Here is a 16,742-nt window from a genome sequence, read left to right as displayed (position 1 = left end):
CTGCCGCCGTCACGCCGGGTCTTCGCCCAGGATGACGGTGAGAGGCGTCGCGAAATGGCGAGACGCTTAGGCGAATAAAACTTCTTAAGTAAACAAGGGAAAATCGATGACAAAACATAGCGAACCGCGCCTTGAGACCAAGGTGGCGGCGATGTCGGCTGGGGATATGAACGTGCTGTTCGGCGAGTTCATGTCGGCGTTCGAAGAGTTCAAATCGACCAACGACCAGCGCCTGGGCGAACTCGAAAAGCGCGGCTCGGCCGACGGGTTGCTCGAGGGCAAGCTTGAAAAGCTCAACGCCATTCTCGATGGGCACAAATCCGCGCTCGATAAGGCAGCGGTGGACAAGGCGCGTCCGGCGTTGGATGGCGGTCGCGTGGTGGCGGGCGACGAATACAAGGACGCCTTTTCCGCCTATGTGAAGCGCGGCGAGGAAAAGGCGCTTTCGGTGGCGTCGAACCCCGATGGCGGCTATCTGGTGCCGAGCGAAACCGAGACCGAGATCGCGACGCTTCTGGCGGGCATTCGCCGATGCGCGCCATTTGCGGCGTCCGGCAGGTGTCGTCGTCGGTCTATAAAAAGCCTATCACCGTGACGGGCCCACAGGTGGGCTGGGTCGGCGAGACGGCGGCGCGGGCGCAGACCAATGCGCAGGTGATCGACGAGCTGACATTTCCGACCATGGAACTCTACGCCATGCCGGCGGCGACGCAGGCGTTTTTGGACGATGCGGCCGTCGATGTGGGCCAGTGGATTGCCCAGGAAGTGAATGCGGCATTTGCCGAGCAGGAGACGGCGGCGTCGTGCTGGGCGACGGCGTCAACAAACCGACCGGCTTTCTGACCGCCGATACTGTCGAGGAGGGCGATTGGGCCTGGGAGAAGCTGGGCTATGTGGCGACCGGCACCGATGGCGGGTTCGGGGCGAGCGAGCCGGCGGATGCGCTGATCGATCTCGTTTATGCGCTCAAGGCCGGTTATCGGCAGAACGCGACCTGGCTGATGAACCGGCGTACGCAAGGGGCGGTGCGCAAACTCAAGGATGCCGAGGGCAATTACCTCTGGCAGCCGGCGGCTTCGCCCGAGGGGCGCGCGAGCCTGATGGGCTTTCCGCTGGTAGAGGCCGAGGACATGCCCGATATCGCTGCGGACAGTTTTTCGGCGGCGTTCGGGGATTTCAGACGTGGCTATCTGATTGTCGACCGGCAGGGCGTGAATATCCTGCGTGATCCCTATTCGGCCAAGCCTTACGTGCTGTTTTATACGACCAAGCGCGTGGGCGGTGGGATTGCCGATTTCGATGCGATCAAGCTGTTGAAATTCGGCGAATGAATGAGGGCGGGCTGCAGGCGGCATTGACGTGCGCTTCCGGTGCTCACGTACCAAAGTACACGCTGCGCTCCGGTTCTCTGCCAATACCGCTTTCGCCACACCCTGATCCGATCGCGGGCAACGGCCCTTCGATGGCCCCATCGCCTGTCATCCCGGCCTTGAGCCGGGATCCAGTATGCACCGAGGTGGTCTGGCCCGCTGCGGCTTGATCCGCACTGCTGAGCATACTGGGCCCCGGGTCTTCGCCCGGGGTGACAGGTCTAGGGTTGGGCGAGCAGCGGTTCGCCCCATCGCTAAAAACCAACTAACAAAAGAGAACAATCATGACTTCCTATCTTCTGGCGGGACCCGCCCGGGAGCCGGTTTCGCTTGTCGAGATGAAGGCGTTTTTGCGCGTAGAGGACGAGGCGGAAGACGGGCTGATCGAGGCGTTGATCGCGGCGGCGCGTATCCATGTCGAGGGCGTGACGGGGCGGGCGCTTTTGGCGCAGACCTGGCGGGTGGTGCGCGATGGATGGCCCGAGGATCGGGCGATCCGGTTGCCGATGTCACCGATGATTACGATCAGCGAGATCAGGGCCTATGACGTCGCTGGCGTCGAGTACCAGGTCGATGTGGACCAGTTTTTGCCCGACGGGCAGGCGGTGCCGGCGCGGATCATCTGTCCACGCGTGGTGGACGGGGCGCCAGTGCTGAGGGAGCGTAACGGGATCGAGATCGATTACGTCGCCGGGTTCGGGACCGAGCCTGACGAGGTGCCGTCCGACCTCGTGCATTCGCTCAAGACGCTGGTGGCGTATTGGTATGAAAACCGCGATGCGGTGATCGTTTCGGGTGCCGGGGCACCGGTGCCGGCGGGGTTCGATCGGTTGGTCGCGCCCTACAAACGGGTGCGGCTGTGAGGGGGGCGGTGCCGCCGGTCGGCAGCCTGAGGGATCGGGTACAACTGCAAAAGCGCGAGATGGCGCCGATGCCCGGTGGCGGGCATGAGACAATGTTTTTTCCCATGACCTCGGTGTGGGCCAGGGTGCGCTCGCGCTCGGCGCGGATCATGCGCGAGGGCGATGGACGCGCGGCGACATCGACCCACGCCGTGACGTTGCGGTTTCGCAAGGATGTGAGTCCCGGCGATCGCATCGTTTATCGCGGGCGGGCGCTGGAGGTGGTCGAGGCGGAAGATATCAATGGGCGCAAAGCCTATCTCGACTGCCTGTGCGTGGAAACGGCGGTGGTGGGATGACGGCGCTCGAAGATATTCAGACGGGGCTGGTTTCGGCATGGGGCGCGGATGCGGGGCTGGCGCTATTGATCGGGGAGGGCGCCGTTTTCGACGCGCCGCCCAGAGGGATGCAGCCGCCCTATGTGGCGATCCTCCGCCATGATGCGGTGCCGCGCGACGGCGACGATGCTCCGGGGTTCGAGCACCGGGTGACCGTGCATTGCTGGAGCCCGCAGCCTTCGCGCATCAAGGCGATCCAGATCGCCGATCGGATCGAGGCCGTGGCGCTGGGCGGGGCGCTGGAAACGGGCGGGCATGTTGTGACGCATCGCCGGCACGTGCGGACCGAGACGGCGATCGACCTGGCGACGGGGCGGGCAAGGGCGGCCGTGGAGCTGCGGTTGTTTTCGGAGGCGGTGGGGTGAGGGCGTTTCAGCCTTCGGCTGACGCGGCCACATTGTTTCGAAATTTTTATCGAAGGAACACGCGATGACGGCCCAGAGTGGCAAAGACATGTTGCTCAAACTCGACCAGACCGGGTCGGGGAGTTTTTTGACGGTGGCGGGGCTGCGGACCAAGCAGCTCGCCTTCAACGCGGCGAGCGTGGATACGACAGATGCCGAGAGCGCCGGGCGGTGGCGGGAACTTCTGGCCGGCGGCGGGATCAAGCGGGCCTCGGTTTCGGGCGCGGGGATTTTTAAGGACAGGGCGTCGGATGCCCAGGTGCGGGCGCTGTTTTTCGGCGGGACGATCCGCAACTGGCAATTGATTTTGCCCGATTTCGGGGTGGTCGAAGGACCATTCCAGATCGTGGCGCTGGAATTTGCCGGCGACCATGCGGGGGAAGTGACGTTCGAGCTGGCGCTGGAGAGTGCCGGGGAGATCACGTTCGCAGCGGGGTAGGCGAGGGCGCCGATGACGCTGGCGCAGGGGCGAGGTGGCGCTGGACCCCGGGAATAAATCCCGGGGTGAAGGTGGAGGGGTTGGTGAATTTCCTGCGTGCGGCGCCGTCATCGCGGGATGGGGCGTAGGTCGAGCCGGGATCGCTGACTGACCAGTCGCCTAACGCGGCGGGTAGGATTGGGCGGTGTGGATGAGGCGCAGGACGACGATTGTAGATTTCTCGACGCGATAAACGAGGATGTAGGGCAATCCGCTGACGAGCTTTTCGTAAGTGTTCGGGAAACGGCTTGGCCGACCTGTGTTGTATCGCGCCAGACCGTCGGCGGCGGTCTGAATACGGTCTTTAACCGTTTGAGCGTGGTAAGAATTATCAGTGGCAATGTAAGCGATGACACCACGCAAGTCGGCTTGTGCGGCGTTTGTCCACCGTGTGGTCCGCACCGGTCAGGCCCGCTTGCGCTGCTCGGCAGAAGCGGCATCGATAATGGCCTGCATTTCGGCCATGACGTCCTCATGCGGTACGGTGCGGCCCGCGTCAGCCTCGGCAATCCCCTCAAGGATGCCTTCGCAGATTTCGAGTTCGCGGGTCACATGCTCGTCCAGCGCCTTGGCGGCGAGAAACGATTTCGAGCGCTCTGTGATCTTGGCCAGGCGGTCGAGCTTGGCTTTGGTTTCGGCCGACAAGCGGACGGTGAGCGTGGTGGTGGCGGGCATGTTCGCCTCCCTGTGTACATGTAAACACAACATAGTCGCAACGAGCACAAGCTAACACAGATATGGAGGGCCAGCCATGGCCAATCCCCAACGGGGTGAAATCGACGCCGAGATCGGCGGCGAGACGAAAACGCTGTGCCTGACGCTGGGCGCGTTGGCGGAGCTGGAGGCTCGGTTGCAGACAGGCGACCTCAACGGGCTGGTCGAGCGGTTTGCCGAGGGGCGGGTATCGGCACGGGATTTGACGGCGATTTTGGGCGCCGGGCTGCGTGGCGCGGGGAACGCTGTCACCGATGACGATCTGGCGCGACTCTCGATCGAGGGCGGGTTGACGGGGGCGGCGCGGATTTGCGTGCGGCTGCTCGAGGCGACGTTCGGGGCGGCGCAATGAGCGGGTTTCCCTGGGCCGATGTCATGGGGTTCGGGCTGGGGACGCTGCGGCTGGCGCCACAGGCGTTCTGGGCGATGACGCCGCGCGAGATCGCGGCGGCCCATGAGGGGCTGGCGGGGCGCGGGCGGGCAGCGCCGCTGGGGCGCGATGCGTTCGATGCGCTGATGGCGCGGCATCCAGATGGAGAGGGGCGATGAGCGAGATTTTCGGCGAGAGTTTTGAGGCGGAACTGTCGGACGTTTCGGTGGAGCTGGAGCGCATCCGGGATCTGGGATCGTCAGTTTCGGGGAGCCTGACGCGGGGGTTGCGGGGAGCGATCATGGAGGGGCGAAGTTTGCGGACGCTGCTTGGCGATATCGGGCGGGCGTTTGCCGATATTGCGCTGAAAGCGGCGCTCAAGCCGTTGGGCGAAATGGTCGGGGGCGGGATCGAGAGCCTGTTTACGGGGCTGAATCCGGCTTTGGGGCGGGTGAAGCCCTTTGCCAAGGGTGGGGTGTTGTCGGCGCCAACCTATTTCCCGATGGCCGGGCAATGGGGGCTGGCAGGCGAGGCGGGGCCGGAGGCGATCATGCCCCTACGACGTGGGGCCGATGGGCGGCTGGGTGTTGCCGGCGGCGGGGGCGGGAGCGTGACGGTGAATTTCAATGTGACGGCAAGCGATGCGCGGAGCTTTGCGGCGGCGGAGGCGGAAGTGAGCGCGATGCTGTTGCGGGCGGTGCGGCGGGGGTCGCGGGGGACGTAAGGGCAGTGTGCTGCCTCCTGCACCGGCGTCATCCTGGGCGGAGACCCGGGATCCAGTATGCTCCGAGGGTTTAGGCGATGACCTAGTTCGGTCTCTGGCGCGGAGCATACTGGGTCCCGGCGCAGGGCCGGGATGACGGTGGTGGGTGGGGCAGGGTTGAGGCTTTTACTGACTCAGCTAGGCCCCCTCACCCCAACCCTCTCCCCCAAGGGAGAGGGAGTCAGGTTGGGGCGGGATTTGGGTGATGGGAAAACGCCGACGGGGTGGGGGAACGCGGCGGAGCGGTGGGCAAACGCGAGTACGTGGTGGGGATACTCCTGTCATGAGGGCAGGGGGCGGACCCCATGCGGTGCAAACAATCGAGAGGACAATTCATGGCGTTTCATCAGGTGCGGTTTCCGCTCGATATCGCGCTGGGGGCGCAGGGTGGGCCGGTGCGGTTGACCGATGTGGTGACCCTGGCGTCGGGGCGCGAGGAGCGCAATCAGCGGTGGGCGCACGCGCGGCGGCGCTACAATGCCGGGTATGGGGTCAAATCGCGGGCCGACATGCAGGCGGTGCTGGCGTTTTTCGAGGAGCGGCGGGGGCGGTTTCATTCGTTTTTATGGCGCGACGGGCTGGACTGGATGTCGGGGGCCGACCAGCGGATCGGGACAGGGGACGGGAGCCGTACGCAGTTTCAACTCGTCAAGCGCTATGGCGGGGATTTTGACGCCTATGACCGCCCCATCACAAAGCCGGTGGCGGGGAGCGTTTCGGTTTCGGTGGGCGGGGCCGCGGTGGAGGCGTTTTCGGTCGATGCGCTGACGGGGTTAGTGACGCTGGACGACGCGCCGGCGACGGGCGCAGCGGTGCGGGCGGGGTTCGCGTTCGACGTGCCGGTACGGTTCGATACGGACCGGCTGGAGGTCGAGCTGTCAGAGTTCGATGCCGCGATGGCGCCGAACATTCCGGTGATCGAGGTGTTGGGCGAATGAGGGATTTTTCCGAGGGCTTTGCGGCCCATATCGCGAGCGGGGCAACGACGCTCTGCTGGTGTTGGAAACTGGAGCGGGCCGATGGGGCGGTGCTTGGGTTTACCGATCATGACGTGCCGCTTGCGTTTGGCGGGGTGAATTATGCGCCGGCCGATGGGCTGGACGGCAGCGAGACGGTGCAGCGGCTGGGGGCGCAGACGCAGACCTCGGAAGTGCTGGGCGTGCTGTCTTCGGCGGCGATCGCAGAGGATGAAATTGCGCTGGGGCGCTATGACGGGGCGCGGATCGAAAGCTGGCGGGTGAACTGGCGGGTCATCGGCCAGCGCGAGCTGATCCGGGTGGATACGATCGGCGAAATCGTCCGCGAGGACGGAGTGTTCCGGGCCGAGTTGCGCTCGGCGCAGCATCAGCTCAATGCACCGAGGGGGCGACTCTACCAGCACATGTGCGATGCGCATTTGGGGGATGGGCGGTGCGGGGTCGATCTGGATGGTGCGGCATATCGGGCGGATGTGACGGTGACCGGGATGGCGGACGCCAGGACGGTCGTGGTGTCGGAACTGGGCGGGTTTGCCGACGGGTGGTTCGTCGATGGTACCGCGCAGTGGATAAGCGGGAAGCGTGATGGCGTGCGCGAGGCGATTTTGGCCCAGGCGGGGAACCGGCTGGGCTTTGCGCGGGCGGTGAGCGACTGGGTGGAGATCGGCGACACGCTGAGGGTTTTTGCCGGATGCGACAAGCAGTTTGCGACGTGCCGGACAAAGTTCGGCAATGGCGCGAATTTTCAGGGGTTTCCGCACATTCCGGGCAATGATTTCGTGCTGCGATATCCCAGCGCGACCGACCGGCTGGATGGCGAGGCACTGGTGCGATGAGCGGGATGGCCGATCAGGTTGTGGCCGAGGCGCGGCGGTGGATCGGGACGCCCTATAGGCATCAGGCGGCCACGCGCGGGGCGGGGGCGGACTGCCTGGGGCTGGTGCGGGGCATCTGGCAGGCACTGGGCGGGGAAGCGGTTGCTGTGCCGGCGTATGGGCCTGACTGGCGCGATCTTGGGGCCGGGACGGCGCTGGAAGATGGGGCGCTGCGATATCTCGCACGGGTCAACGGCGCGGCGCATCCGGGGGATGTGGTGCTGTTGGCATTGCTGCGGCACAGGCCGGCGCGCCATTGCGGCGTGATGGTAGAGGCCGGGCGGTTCGTTCATGCGCAGGAGCATCTGGGGGTAGTCGAGGTGGCGTTCGATGAGAACTGGCAAAAGCGGGTGGCGGGGGTGTTTCGGTTTCCGGAGGCAAAGCCTGGTTGAGCGCTCAGGGCCCCCTCACCCCAACCCTCTCCTCCGAGGGAGAGGGAGTAGGCTCGGGGGGTGTGGGCGCTGGAAATGCTGGCGCGGAGCATACTGGGTCCCGGATCAAGTCCGGGATGACGGTGGTGGGGCACGCGAGGCTCGGGCGAAGGCATATAGGCGCAATGCGGTGCGCAAGGATAACGGACGGGGACTATGGCAACTCTTGCATTAACGCTGGCTGGCCAGATGGTCGGCGGCGCTGTGGCTGGGCCGATCGGGGCGACGATCGGGCGGGCGCTGGGGGCGCTGGCGGGGAGCGCCATCGATGGGGCGATTTTTGGCGAACGGCCGGTTGCACAGGGGAGCGATGTCCGGCTGACAGGGTCTAGCGAAGGCGGTGCCATTCCACGCGTTTATGGCTGGTGCCGGGTAGCCGGGAATGTGATCTGGGCGACCGAACTCGAGCGGATCACGCCGGAAAATTCGGGATCGAAAGGGTTTGGGCGACAGGCTGAGGAGGAGGCGATCGCGGCGAGTTTTGCCGTGGCGCTGTGCGAGGGCGAAGTTGCCCATATGGGGCGCATTTGGGCCGATGGGCGTGTGCTTGAGACCGAAGGGCTTTCGCTGCGGTTTTATCGCGGGACGCGGACACAAAATGCTGATGGGCTCATTGCCGCAAAGCAGGGCGAGGCGCCGGCATATCGGGGGCTGTGCTATATCGTTTTCGAGCGGCTGGACCTGACCCCGTTCGGAAATCGCATACCCAATATCTCGGTGGAAGTGTGCCGTCCGGTGGGGGACCTGGAGCGCGACATACGGGCGATGTGCGTGATCCCCGGATCCACTGAATTCGGCTATGACCCCGCGCCGCGTGTCCGGGTGGTCGGGCGCGGGGAGACCGAGGCGGAAAATACCCATGCGAGCGGGTTGCGCTCGAACTGGGATGTGTCGATCGACGAGCTTTTGGCGCTGTGCCCCAATCTAAAGCATGTCGGGCTGGTGGTGAGCTGGTTCGGGACCGATCTGCGGTGCGGAGAATGCGTTGTCGAGCCGCGCGTCGAGGCGGCGGGACGGCAGGTCGAGGGGACCGAATGGGCGGTGGCCGGGCTGACGCGCGGTGCGGCCAATGTGGTGAGCGAGCACGCGGGTGGACCGGCCTATGGCGGGACGCCGTCGGATGCATCGGTGATCGCGGCGATCAGGGATTTGAGGGCGCGCGGGATTTCGGTGACGCTCTATCCGTTCGTGATGATGGACGTGCCGGTGGGCAATGGGCTGATCGATCCGTTTACGCTTGGGGCCGGGCAGCCGGCCCATCCTTGGAGGGGGCGGATTACGTGCCATCCGGCGCCGGGTGTTGCCGGATCACCGGACGGTACGGCTGGGGCGGGGGCGCAGGTGGCGGCGTTCATCACCAATGGCTATCGCGAGATGATCTTGCACTATGCGGCGTTGGCCGAAGAAGCCGGGGGCGTCGAGGCGTTTCTCATCGGGTCGGAAATGCGGCATCTGACCTGGGTGCGGTCGGGGGCAACCCAGTTTCCGTTTGTCGATGCGTTGAAGGCACTGGCGGCGGACGTGCGGGGGATCGTCGGGGGTGGGACAAAAATCACCTATGCGGCAGACTGGTCGGAATATTCCGGGCTGCAGCCGGAGGGCGCGCCGGGGGACAAGATTTTCCATCTCGATCCGCTGTGGGCCGATGAGAATATCGATGCCGTGGGGATCGACAATTATATGCCGATGGCCGACTGGCGGGACGGGCAGGGGCATCTCGATGCGCAAAAGGCGCGGTCGATCTATGAGCTTGAGTATTTGAAGGGCAATATTGCCGGGGGCGAGGGGTTCGACTGGTTCTATGCCTCGGTCGCGGATCGGGCGGCGCAGGCGCGGACCCCGATTTCGGACGGAGCGCATGGGGAGGACTGGGTCTGGCGCTACAAGGATCTGGTCAATTGGTGGAGCCAACCGCACCATAACCGCGTGGGCGGGGTGCGCAGTGGGACGACGACCGATTGGGTGCCGCGGTCGAAACCGGTCTGGCTGACGGAATTCGGGTGCGGGGCGGTGGACAAGGGGCCGAACGGGCCGAATGCGTTTGGGGACCCCAAGAGTTCAGAGGATAAGCGGCCGGCATTTTCGACCGGGCGGCCCGATGCCCTGGTGCAGCGGCAGGCGCTGCGGGCGTGCCACCAGTATTGGCGGGCGACGGGGGCGCACAATCCGACATCGCCGGTCTATGGCGGGCGGATGCTCGATACCGACCGGATTTACATCTGGTGCTGGGACGCGCGGCCCTATCCGGCGTTTCCGGGGCTGGCCGATGTGTGGGCTGACGCGGCGAATTATTCGACCGGGCATTGGCTGAACGGGCGTTTGGGCGCGGCGGGGCTCGGCGAAATGCTGGCGGCGATCGCCGATGAATATGGCGTTGCGACCGGGCGGATCGATGCGGTGCCGCCGATGGTGACGGGACTCGGCGTCGAGGCGGTGGCGAGCTTGCGCGACGTCGCGGCCAATCTCGCCGAGGCGGGCGGGCTTGCGGTGCGCGACCGGTTGGGAAAGATCGAGTGGATTTCGCCCGAGGTGGGGGCGGTGCTGGGGCTGGAGGCGGACGATCTGGAGCGGGGCGATGGGCCGGTGACGAGCCGCAGGCGCGGCGACCCGGCGGAAACCGCGGGGCGGCTGACGCTCAATCATTTCGACCGCGATATCGATTATCGCACATCCGCGGTTCTGGCGGTGTCGCCAGTGGGCGCGCGGAACGTTGGGGCCGAGAGCGGGCTGGTGCTGGAGGCGGACGCGGCGCGGTTTGCGGCCAGGGCGATGCTGATGCGGCAGGCGACGGCCTCCGACGCGCTCGATTTCGCGCTGCCACCATCGGCGCTCGCGCTGGAGCCCGGCGATCTGGTGACGCTGGAGGGTGAAGAGCCGTTTCGAATCGAGGCGGTGCGGGACGGGTTCGAGCGACGGGTGTCGACGCTGGCGCATGGGGATGCGGCGACGATTGCCGTGTCGCCGACAGAGCGGCGCTGGAGTGTGGTGCGGCCACCGATCGCGGCACAGCCGCTGGTGGTGATCGCGCATTTGCCCGATGGGGCGGGCGGGAGCGAGCTGGTAGCGGCGGCCTATGCCCAGCCCTGGCCCGGACCGATCACGCTGCGCGATGCGGCGAGCGGGGTGACGCTGGGGACGATTTCGGCGCGCGGCACCGTGGGTGTTTTGACGGCGAGACTTGAGGCAGGGCCATTGGGTGTCTGGGCGCGAGGCGAGACGATGGAGATCGAACTCTCGAGCGGGCATGTGGCGTCGGGCGAGCCGATGACGGTGCTGGCGTCCGCCAACCGAATTGCGGTGCAGTCGGATGGCGGGGGCTGGGAGCTGGTCGGGTTCGAAACGGCGGAGCTTGTCGCGCCGAGGCGGTATCGGCTCTCGGGGCTGCTGCGCGGATTGCGAGGCACGGTGCCGGGGGCGGCGGCGAGCGGGCAGGCGGTGATGGTGATCAACGCCGCATGCCTGCGGATGGCGCTCGGGCAGGGCGAATTGAGTGGCACGCGCGATGTGCGGGTTTTTGCCGGGCCGGCCGATGTCGAAGGGCGAACGGAGGCGGTGGCGATGGGCTCCGAGCCGGTGCTGCCGCTGGCGCCGGTGCATCTGACGGCGCGGCGGGACGAAACGGGCGCGTTGGCGCTGTCGTGGATACGGCGCAGCCGGGTGGGCGGCAATGACTGGAGCTTTGGCGAGGTGCCGCTGGACATCGCGCCCGAGCGGTATCGGGTTTGCGTCTTCGATGGCGATGCTCGGGTGCGCCAGGTCGATGTGGGAGAGAGCGGCTGGAGCTATTCGACGGCGGCGCAGGAGGCCGATTTTGGCGGCGTGCCGGCGGGATTTGGCTGGACGGTTCAACAGGTCAGCCCGGTGCTGGGGCCGGGGCTGGCGGCGCATGGAGAGGTTTAGATGACGACGACGACGCGGCTGGATCTGCCGCTGATGGCGCCCGAACAGGCGCAAAAGCATGTGACGCACAATGAGGCGCTGCTGCTGCTCGATGCGATCGTACAGTTGCGGCTGGCCGAGATCGGGCGCGATGATCCGCCCGACAATCCCGACGAGGGGGCAAGCTACGGCATCGGCGATGCGCCGACCGGGGCGTGGGCGGGGCATGATGGCGCGGTGGCAAGCTGGACCCTTGGAGGGTGGCGGTTTGCGACGCCTGTCGAGGGGTGGCTGGCCTGGGATGCGGATGCGGGACGGGTTTGCTTCTATCGCGATGGTGACTGGACGGGCGTGCTCGACCAGGTGGACCGGGTGGGTATCGGGGGCGTTGCAGACGATATCAACCGGCTGATGGTGCGGTCCGAGGCGGCGCTGTTCACCGCTGTGCAGGATGCCGAGGGCGGCAGCGGTGATGTGCGGTTGACGCTCAATAAGGAAGCGTCGGGCGATAGCGCGACCGTGCTGTTCCAGACCGGATTTTCGGGGCGGGCGGAGATCGGGCTGGCGGGGAATGACGACTTTGCCTTCAAGACGAGCGCCGACGGCTCCGATTTTGCCACGGCGCTGACGCTCACGGCGGAGGGGTTCGTCAGGTTCGACCAGATGATGGGGAGCGCTGTGAGCTTTCCCGTTGTGGCGGATGGGGTGCTGACGGTGACGACGAGTTATGCCGTACCGGCGCCCGAGACCGGGACAAGCGACGAGATCGATACGATCACTGGCGGCTTTGATGGCGCCATGTTGATCGCCACCGGGACGATGGGGACCACGCTGACCTTTCGCGATGGGATCGGGAATTTGAAACTCGGCGGCGATCGGGAGCTCGCTGCCTTCAAGGACAGCTTGATGCTGGTTCGGCGCGGACCCCATTGGATCGAGCTTTCGTTTCGCGACAACGACTGAATTTCTATAATTGAGGGAGACTGACGATGCCGGCATCACGCTGGACGCGCTGCCTTGCGCTGATTTTAAAGCACGAGGGCGGCTATGTGGATCATCCCGCCGATCCGGGCGGGGCGACCAATATGGGGATTACCCACAAGACGCTGGCGCGCTGGCGCGGTGTCTCGCCATGGTGGGATGTGCCCAAATCCGAGGTCGCGGCCCTGACGCGGGCGGAGGCGGCGGCGATCTACAAGGCGCAGTATTGGGATCGGTCGAAAGCCGGGTCGATGCCGGCGGGGCTGGATCTTGCGCTGTTCGATTATGCGGTCAATTCGGGGCCGGACCGGGCGATCAGGGCGTTGCAGGCGCTGGTGGGGGTCGTTCAGGACGGGTTCGTCGGGCCCGTGACGCTAGCGGCGATCGCAAAGCGCGACACGCGCACGCTGGTCGAGGCACTGTGCGACCAGCGCATGAGCTTTTTGCAGCGCCTTTCGACATGGGCGAGCTTTGGACGCGGATGGACGAGCCGGGTGGCCGACATCCGCGCCAATGCGCTCGCCGATGTGCCTCTCAAACCTTTGACAAGCGAAACGATCGGAGTTGATGACATGAGCATTTTCGATGGACACAAGACCTACATCGTCGGCGCGCTGATGCTGCTGGTGGGGATGGCGCAGAGCTTTGGGCTCGAAATCGATGCCTTCGGCGGCATGTCCGGGCCGCATCTGGTGATGGAAGCGCTGGCGGTGATCTTCCTGCGCCGCGGGCTCAAGAGCGAGTTGGGGAAGGTGTAAGTTGCACTTCGCACAACCGCACCTATAGTATTGCGATCCAACAGGAGCGTGGATGCAATGCATTCGATCATCGTGGTGCGGGCCGATTGGGACGACGAGGCTGGCGTGTGGGTGGCAACGTCGTCAGACATCGACGGGCTGGCGCTCGAAGCGGCGTCCGTCGATGCATTGTACGATAAGGTGGCGAACGCGCTTCCCGACCTGCTCGAACTCAACAATAATGGTGATTTCGACCTGGGCCATGACGTGCCATTCCATATGGTCGCCGCCAAGACGGGCCGCATACCGGCCCTTCAGCATTGATCGATGCCCAGCTTCACCCCGGAGCTGAAGCGGATTTTGAAAGCTGCTGGCTGTTATCTCGTGCGGCAGGGGCGAGGCGACCATGAAATATGGTTTTCGCCGGTCAACGGACGGCACTTTACCGTCGACGGCGCCATCAAGTCGCGCCATACCGCCAATGCCGCTCTCAAACAGGCCGGACTTCCCAAATCATTCTGAACGCCATTCATTTGCAGTTCAGCAATCTGGCTGTAAAAGTCGGTCCATGAAAAAGTCTTTCGCTTCCCGCATCTCAATGCTGATTCTTGCGCTCGGGCTCTTTGCTTCGGCGGGCGCTGCGCCCGCTGTGGCGCAGGGCGGGTGTTGGGATAATGCGACCATCCAGGCTGCGCTCTCCGAGGGCCGTATCCAGCCGGTGGCGGCCGTATTGTCGCGGGAGGGGATTGACCCGTCCACCGAAGTGCTCAGTGTCAGGGTCTGTGACCAGGGCGGGGCGCTCGTCTATGTACTCGCCGTGCTGGAAGCCTCGGGCGAAGCGCGCAATCTCACGCTCAACGCACAGTAATTTGTCCGGGGGGACTTAATGCGTATCCTTGTTGTCGAGGACGACGAAAACCTCAATCGCCAGCTTTGTGAAGCCCTGACCGACGCGGGTTATGTCTGTGATAGCGCCATGGATGGTGAAGAGGGCCATTTCCTCGGCGAGACTGAACCCTATGACGCTGTCGTGCTCGATATCGGGCTGCCGCGCATGGACGGAATTTCGGTGCTCGAAGCCTGGCGGCGCGAAAACCGCATGATGCCCGTTTTGCTGCTTACAGCGCGCGATCGCTGGAGCGACAAGGTGCAGGGGATCGACGCGGGCGCTGACGACTACGTGGCCAAGCCCTTTCATATGGAGGAGGTTCTGGCACGGTTGCGGGCGCTGGTGCGCCGGGCGGCGGGGCATGCGAGCAACGAAATCACCGCCGGAACGGTTCGGCTCGATACCAAGGCTGGGCGCGTAACGGTCGGCGGACAGGCGATCAAGCTGACCAGCCACGAATTCCGGCTATTGGCGTATCTGATGATGCACAAGGGCAAGGTGATTTCGCGCACCGAATTGACCGAGCATCTTTACGATCAGGATTTCGACAGGGATTCCAATACGATCGAAGTGTTCGTTGGACGCTTGCGCAAGAAGCTGCCTGAAGAACTGATCCAGACCATTCGCGGGCTCGGCTACCAGATCCTGGCGGACTGATGACACGCGGATCGATCGCGTTCAGGCTGTTCTGGCTCTCGGCGGGTTGGCTGATCGTGGCGCTCGTCGCGACGGCCTTTCTTCTGACGGAGCTTTATTCCCAGGCGCTCGATCGCGATCTCACCGAAAGTCTCGATTTTCAGATATCCTCTTTGGTGGGGCAGACGCTGGAAGCCAATTCCCCCTCATCTCCCGACATGGGCCTTGCCGACACGCGGTTTTCGCGTCCGACGTCGGGCTGGTACTGGCAGATCCGTGACGAAGCGGGACAACTCATCAATTTCTCCCCGTCGCTGGTCGGCACCGTCCTGCCTGAATTGGTCGGCGCGTTTTCCGGCTCAGGCACGCGGGCCGGCATGGTCACCGATGATTTCGGGCAGACACTGCGGGCGGTGGAGCGCTGGATTACGCTCGACAGTATCGGGCGGGTCGTTATCACCGTCACGGGCAATTATTCCGATGTCGAAGGGCGTGTGGTCGCGTTTCGCGGTCAGGCGATCATCGTTTTGGCGGTGGTGGGGATCATCCTAGCGGCCATGAGTGGCATGATCGCCCGGTTTGCCCTTCGGCCCATCGAGCGACTGCGAGAAGCCGTCGAGGCCGTGCGCGAGGGCGAACGCTCAGCGGTCGAGGGAAGTTTTCCGCAGGAGATTTCGCCATTGGCCGACGAGGTCAATGAGCTCTTGCGCTCAAACACCCAGATCATCGAACGCGCGCGGGCGCAGGTGGGTAACCTTGCCCATGGTCTCAAGACTCCTCTCGCCGTGCTGCGCAACGAGGCGGACGGGCAAAAGACCGCGCTGGGCAGCGCCGTCTTGGCCGAGACCGACAACATGACCCGCATCGTTTCCACCTATCTCGAAAAGGCGCGTCTGGCGGCGCGGTCGAGCGTCGTGGGCAAGCGGACCGATACGCACGCCGTTCTGGAGCGTCTGGGGCGCGTGATGGGCAAGCTTCACAAAGGCCATGACGTGGCCATCGACCTGCCGGAGAGCCTTGCCTGGTTCCGGGGCGATGAGGGCGATCTTGAAGAGATGGCCGGCAATCTTCTGGATAATGCCTGCAAGTGGGCGAAGGCTTCGGTCAAGCTTTCTGCCCATGACGTGACTGAAGCAGGGAACCGCAGCATCTCGATCATCGTTGAGGATGATGGGCCGGGGTTGTCGGACGAGGACGCCAGGGCGGTGTTGCGCCGCGGTGTCAGGCTCGACGAAAAAACGCCCGGGAGTGGACTTGGGCTCGACATCGTCAAGGAGCTTGTGGACGTATATGGCGGACAACTTGTCTTGACGCGATCAACTCTTGGCGGGCTTAAGGCTATATTGACCCTGCCGGCAGCACGGCGGTCCGGAGCGGGGGCACTCCCCTAATTTGGCCGCACTATTTGCGAAGTGACACAATTAAAGCGGACCAGTCCGATGAAAGGTATTTCGATATGAAGATTTTGAGGGCGATAGCATTGATCGGGTTGGCCCTGACTGTGGCTGCCTGTTCGCGTACGGGGACAATGGGATCGATGCAGACGGCCAGTGCGCCGATGCCGCAGCCAACGGTCATTACCAATCCGATGCCCACGATGACCACGCCGGAGCCACAGGCCCCAGCGCTGCAGCAGGCCCGTCTTGATCCAGGCAGCTACAACTACATCGACGGTGCCGCGCTCAACCAGTTGACCCCTGCACAGCGTTCAGCGGCTAATGACGCACAGTTTTATGCGCTCCAGTTTGGCCGCCCAGGCGCACCGCGTACATGGAATTCGGGCGGTGCTAACGGATCGGTTTCGGTTGGTCCGTATGTTCGGGTCAACAGCCTCGACTGCCGCGAATTTACCCACCGGGTGACCATTTCCGGCCAGACCTATACGGCATCCGGCCAGGCTTGTCGCGAGGTCGATGGGGCGTGGACGGTATCGGCCTGATCGGGCACATGATGAGACTAAAGGGGCGCCTTGAGCGCCCCTTTTTCATATGACAAATC

The 16,742-nt window shown here is 64.5% G+C and carries 21 protein-coding genes and 1 pseudogene; 20 read left to right on the top strand and 2 right to left on the bottom strand.

The window, feature by feature from the left end; genetic code table 11:
* Positions 1-106 precede the first annotated feature (106 nt).
* The 5 genes and pseudogenes from BLR31_RS05170 (at position 107) to BLR31_RS05150 (ending at position 3,453) form a co-directional block, all read left to right on the top strand.
* A pseudogene (locus BLR31_RS05170) lies at positions 107-1,331 on the top strand (phage major capsid protein).
* 323 nt (positions 1,332-1,654) lie between these two features.
* Entirely contained in the window at positions 1,655-2,233 is a 579-nt protein-coding gene (locus tag BLR31_RS05165) for a head-tail connector protein (RefSeq protein ID WP_090592976.1), read from the top strand.
* Positions 2,230-2,571: a phage head closure protein gene (locus BLR31_RS05160; protein WP_342027580.1), complete on the top strand. Its 342-nt coding sequence runs from the start codon at positions 2,230-2,232 to the stop codon at positions 2,569-2,571. Before BLR31_RS05165 ends, BLR31_RS05160 begins: the two co-directional genes overlap by 4 nt.
* Positions 2,568-2,975, top strand: a complete 408-nt coding sequence (locus BLR31_RS05155; protein ID WP_090592971.1) for a DUF3168 domain-containing protein — start codon at positions 2,568-2,570, stop codon at positions 2,973-2,975. Before BLR31_RS05160 ends, BLR31_RS05155 begins: the two co-directional genes overlap by 4 nt.
* 64 nt (positions 2,976-3,039) lie before the next feature.
* Positions 3,040-3,453, top strand: coding sequence for a phage major tail protein, TP901-1 family (locus tag BLR31_RS05150; RefSeq protein WP_090592969.1), 414 nt, complete (start codon positions 3,040-3,042; stop codon positions 3,451-3,453).
* 159 nt (positions 3,454-3,612) lie between these two features.
* Here the strand turns inward: BLR31_RS05150 and BLR31_RS05145 are convergent, their stop codons facing one another.
* Positions 3,613-3,894 carry a type II toxin-antitoxin system RelE/ParE family toxin gene (locus BLR31_RS05145; RefSeq protein WP_090592966.1) on the bottom strand — a complete coding sequence of 94 codons (282 nt, stop codon included), beginning with the start codon at positions 3,892-3,894 and terminating at the stop codon, positions 3,613-3,615.
* A 3-nt stretch (positions 3,895-3,897) separates the two neighbouring features.
* Positions 3,898-4,167, bottom strand: a complete 270-nt coding sequence (locus BLR31_RS05140) for a CopG family ribbon-helix-helix protein (protein ID WP_090592964.1) — start codon at positions 4,165-4,167, stop codon at positions 3,898-3,900.
* A gap of 76 nt (positions 4,168-4,243) precedes the next feature.
* Here BLR31_RS05140 and BLR31_RS05135 point away from each other — a divergent pair, with 76 nt between their 5' ends.
* The 15 genes from BLR31_RS05135 to BLR31_RS05065 all read left to right on the top strand — a co-directional run bounded on the left by BLR31_RS05135 (position 4,244) and on the right by BLR31_RS05065 (position 16,683).
* The gene (locus BLR31_RS05135; RefSeq protein ID WP_090592960.1) at positions 4,244-4,558 is read left to right on the top strand and encodes a gene transfer agent family protein; all 315 of its coding nucleotides are present in this window, start codon (positions 4,244-4,246) and stop codon (positions 4,556-4,558) included.
* On the top strand, positions 4,555-4,755 hold the full coding sequence (locus BLR31_RS05130; protein ID WP_090592957.1) for a rcc01693 family protein: 201 nt from the start codon (positions 4,555-4,557) through the stop codon (positions 4,753-4,755). The genes BLR31_RS05135 and BLR31_RS05130 overlap by 4 nt, the downstream gene beginning before the upstream one ends.
* The gene (locus tag BLR31_RS05125) at positions 4,752-5,300 is read left to right on the top strand and encodes a phage tail tape measure protein (RefSeq protein WP_090592954.1); all 549 of its coding nucleotides are present in this window, start codon (positions 4,752-4,754) and stop codon (positions 5,298-5,300) included. Before BLR31_RS05130 ends, BLR31_RS05125 begins: the two co-directional genes overlap by 4 nt.
* A gap of 374 nt (positions 5,301-5,674) precedes the next feature.
* Positions 5,675-6,277, top strand: coding sequence for a DUF2460 domain-containing protein (locus BLR31_RS05120; RefSeq protein WP_090592952.1), 603 nt, complete (start codon positions 5,675-5,677; stop codon positions 6,275-6,277).
* On the top strand, positions 6,274-7,152 hold the full coding sequence (locus tag BLR31_RS05115) for a DUF2163 domain-containing protein (RefSeq protein ID WP_090592949.1): 879 nt from the start codon (positions 6,274-6,276) through the stop codon (positions 7,150-7,152). Before BLR31_RS05120 ends, BLR31_RS05115 begins: the two co-directional genes overlap by 4 nt.
* A gap of 5 nt (positions 7,153-7,157) precedes the next feature.
* A complete protein-coding gene (locus BLR31_RS05110; protein ID WP_210183884.1) occupies positions 7,158-7,583 on the top strand; it encodes an NlpC/P60 family protein in 426 nt (141 codons plus the stop codon).
* A 195-nt stretch (positions 7,584-7,778) separates the two neighbouring features.
* A complete protein-coding gene (locus BLR31_RS22185; protein ID WP_090592944.1) occupies positions 7,779-11,522 on the top strand; it encodes a baseplate multidomain protein megatron in 3,744 nt (1,247 codons plus the stop codon).
* Positions 11,523-12,464, top strand: a complete 942-nt coding sequence (locus BLR31_RS05100) for a DUF2793 domain-containing protein (protein WP_090592942.1) — start codon at positions 11,523-11,525, stop codon at positions 12,462-12,464.
* 26 nt (positions 12,465-12,490) lie between these two features.
* Complete coding sequence (locus tag BLR31_RS05095; protein WP_090592937.1) at positions 12,491-13,240, top strand: glycoside hydrolase family 108 protein; 750 nt, start codon at positions 12,491-12,493, stop codon at positions 13,238-13,240.
* A gap of 57 nt (positions 13,241-13,297) precedes the next feature.
* The gene (locus BLR31_RS05090) at positions 13,298-13,543 is read left to right on the top strand and encodes a DUF1902 domain-containing protein (protein ID WP_090592935.1); all 246 of its coding nucleotides are present in this window, start codon (positions 13,298-13,300) and stop codon (positions 13,541-13,543) included.
* A 3-nt stretch (positions 13,544-13,546) separates the two neighbouring features.
* Positions 13,547-13,741, top strand: a complete 195-nt coding sequence (locus BLR31_RS05085) for a type II toxin-antitoxin system HicA family toxin (RefSeq protein WP_090592932.1) — start codon at positions 13,547-13,549, stop codon at positions 13,739-13,741.
* A gap of 46 nt (positions 13,742-13,787) precedes the next feature.
* Entirely contained in the window at positions 13,788-14,087 is a 300-nt protein-coding gene (locus BLR31_RS05080) for a hypothetical protein (protein ID WP_090592930.1), read from the top strand.
* 18 nt (positions 14,088-14,105) lie between these two features.
* The gene (locus tag BLR31_RS05075) at positions 14,106-14,765 is read left to right on the top strand and encodes a response regulator transcription factor (RefSeq protein ID WP_090592927.1); all 660 of its coding nucleotides are present in this window, start codon (positions 14,106-14,108) and stop codon (positions 14,763-14,765) included.
* Positions 14,765-16,135, top strand: a complete 1,371-nt coding sequence (locus BLR31_RS05070; protein WP_090592924.1) for an ATP-binding protein — start codon at positions 14,765-14,767, stop codon at positions 16,133-16,135. Before BLR31_RS05075 ends, BLR31_RS05070 begins: the two co-directional genes overlap by 1 nt.
* Before the next feature lie 65 nt (positions 16,136-16,200).
* Positions 16,201-16,683 carry a hypothetical protein gene (locus tag BLR31_RS05065; RefSeq protein ID WP_090592922.1) on the top strand — a complete coding sequence of 161 codons (483 nt, stop codon included), beginning with the start codon at positions 16,201-16,203 and terminating at the stop codon, positions 16,681-16,683.
* Positions 16,684-16,742 lie beyond the last annotated feature (59 nt).

The organism is Pelagibacterium luteolum, assembly GCF_900100665.1.
In the GTDB taxonomy this organism is placed as follows: domain Bacteria; phylum Pseudomonadota; class Alphaproteobacteria; order Rhizobiales; family Devosiaceae; genus Pelagibacterium; species Pelagibacterium luteolum.
Note: the sequence above shows the minus strand (reverse complement) of the source record. Positions and strands in the feature narration are given on the sequence as shown.

Bases quoted from the DNA above. Each gene is read 5' to 3' on its own strand.
- BLR31_RS05080 (WP_090592930.1), top strand. From the start codon at position 13,788: ATGAAAAAGTCTTTCGCTTCCCGCATCTCAATGCTGATTCTTGCGCTC.
- BLR31_RS05120 (WP_090592952.1), top strand. From the start codon at position 5,675: ATGGCGTTTCATCAGGTGCGGTTTCCGCTCGATATCGCGCTGGGGGCG.
- BLR31_RS05150 (WP_090592969.1), top strand. From the start codon at position 3,040: ATGACGGCCCAGAGTGGCAAAGACATGTTGCTCAAACTCGACCAGACC.
- BLR31_RS05125 (WP_090592954.1), top strand. From the start codon at position 4,752: ATGAGCGAGATTTTCGGCGAGAGTTTTGAGGCGGAACTGTCGGACGTT.
- BLR31_RS05115 (WP_090592949.1), top strand. From the start codon at position 6,274: ATGAGGGATTTTTCCGAGGGCTTTGCGGCCCATATCGCGAGCGGGGCA.
- BLR31_RS05090 (WP_090592935.1), top strand. From the start codon at position 13,298: ATGCATTCGATCATCGTGGTGCGGGCCGATTGGGACGACGAGGCTGGC.
- BLR31_RS22185 (WP_090592944.1), top strand. From the start codon at position 7,779: ATGGCAACTCTTGCATTAACGCTGGCTGGCCAGATGGTCGGCGGCGCT.
- BLR31_RS05165 (WP_090592976.1), top strand. From the start codon at position 1,655: ATGACTTCCTATCTTCTGGCGGGACCCGCCCGGGAGCCGGTTTCGCTT.
- BLR31_RS05085 (WP_090592932.1), top strand. From the start codon at position 13,547: ATGCCCAGCTTCACCCCGGAGCTGAAGCGGATTTTGAAAGCTGCTGGC.
- BLR31_RS05065 (WP_090592922.1), top strand. From the start codon at position 16,201: ATGAAGATTTTGAGGGCGATAGCATTGATCGGGTTGGCCCTGACTGTG.
- BLR31_RS05095 (WP_090592937.1), top strand. From the start codon at position 12,491: ATGCCGGCATCACGCTGGACGCGCTGCCTTGCGCTGATTTTAAAGCAC.
- BLR31_RS05100 (WP_090592942.1), top strand. From the start codon at position 11,523: ATGACGACGACGACGCGGCTGGATCTGCCGCTGATGGCGCCCGAACAG.
- BLR31_RS05135 (WP_090592960.1), top strand. From the start codon at position 4,244: ATGGCCAATCCCCAACGGGGTGAAATCGACGCCGAGATCGGCGGCGAG.
- BLR31_RS05155 (WP_090592971.1), top strand. From the start codon at position 2,568: ATGACGGCGCTCGAAGATATTCAGACGGGGCTGGTTTCGGCATGGGGC.
- BLR31_RS05070 (WP_090592924.1), top strand. From the start codon at position 14,765: ATGACACGCGGATCGATCGCGTTCAGGCTGTTCTGGCTCTCGGCGGGT.
- BLR31_RS05075 (WP_090592927.1), top strand. From the start codon at position 14,106: ATGCGTATCCTTGTTGTCGAGGACGACGAAAACCTCAATCGCCAGCTT.
- BLR31_RS05140 (WP_090592964.1), bottom strand. From the start codon at position 4,167: ATGCCCGCCACCACCACGCTCACCGTCCGCTTGTCGGCCGAAACCAAA.
- BLR31_RS05130 (WP_090592957.1), top strand. From the start codon at position 4,555: ATGAGCGGGTTTCCCTGGGCCGATGTCATGGGGTTCGGGCTGGGGACG.
- BLR31_RS05110 (WP_210183884.1), top strand. From the start codon at position 7,158: ATGGCCGATCAGGTTGTGGCCGAGGCGCGGCGGTGGATCGGGACGCCC.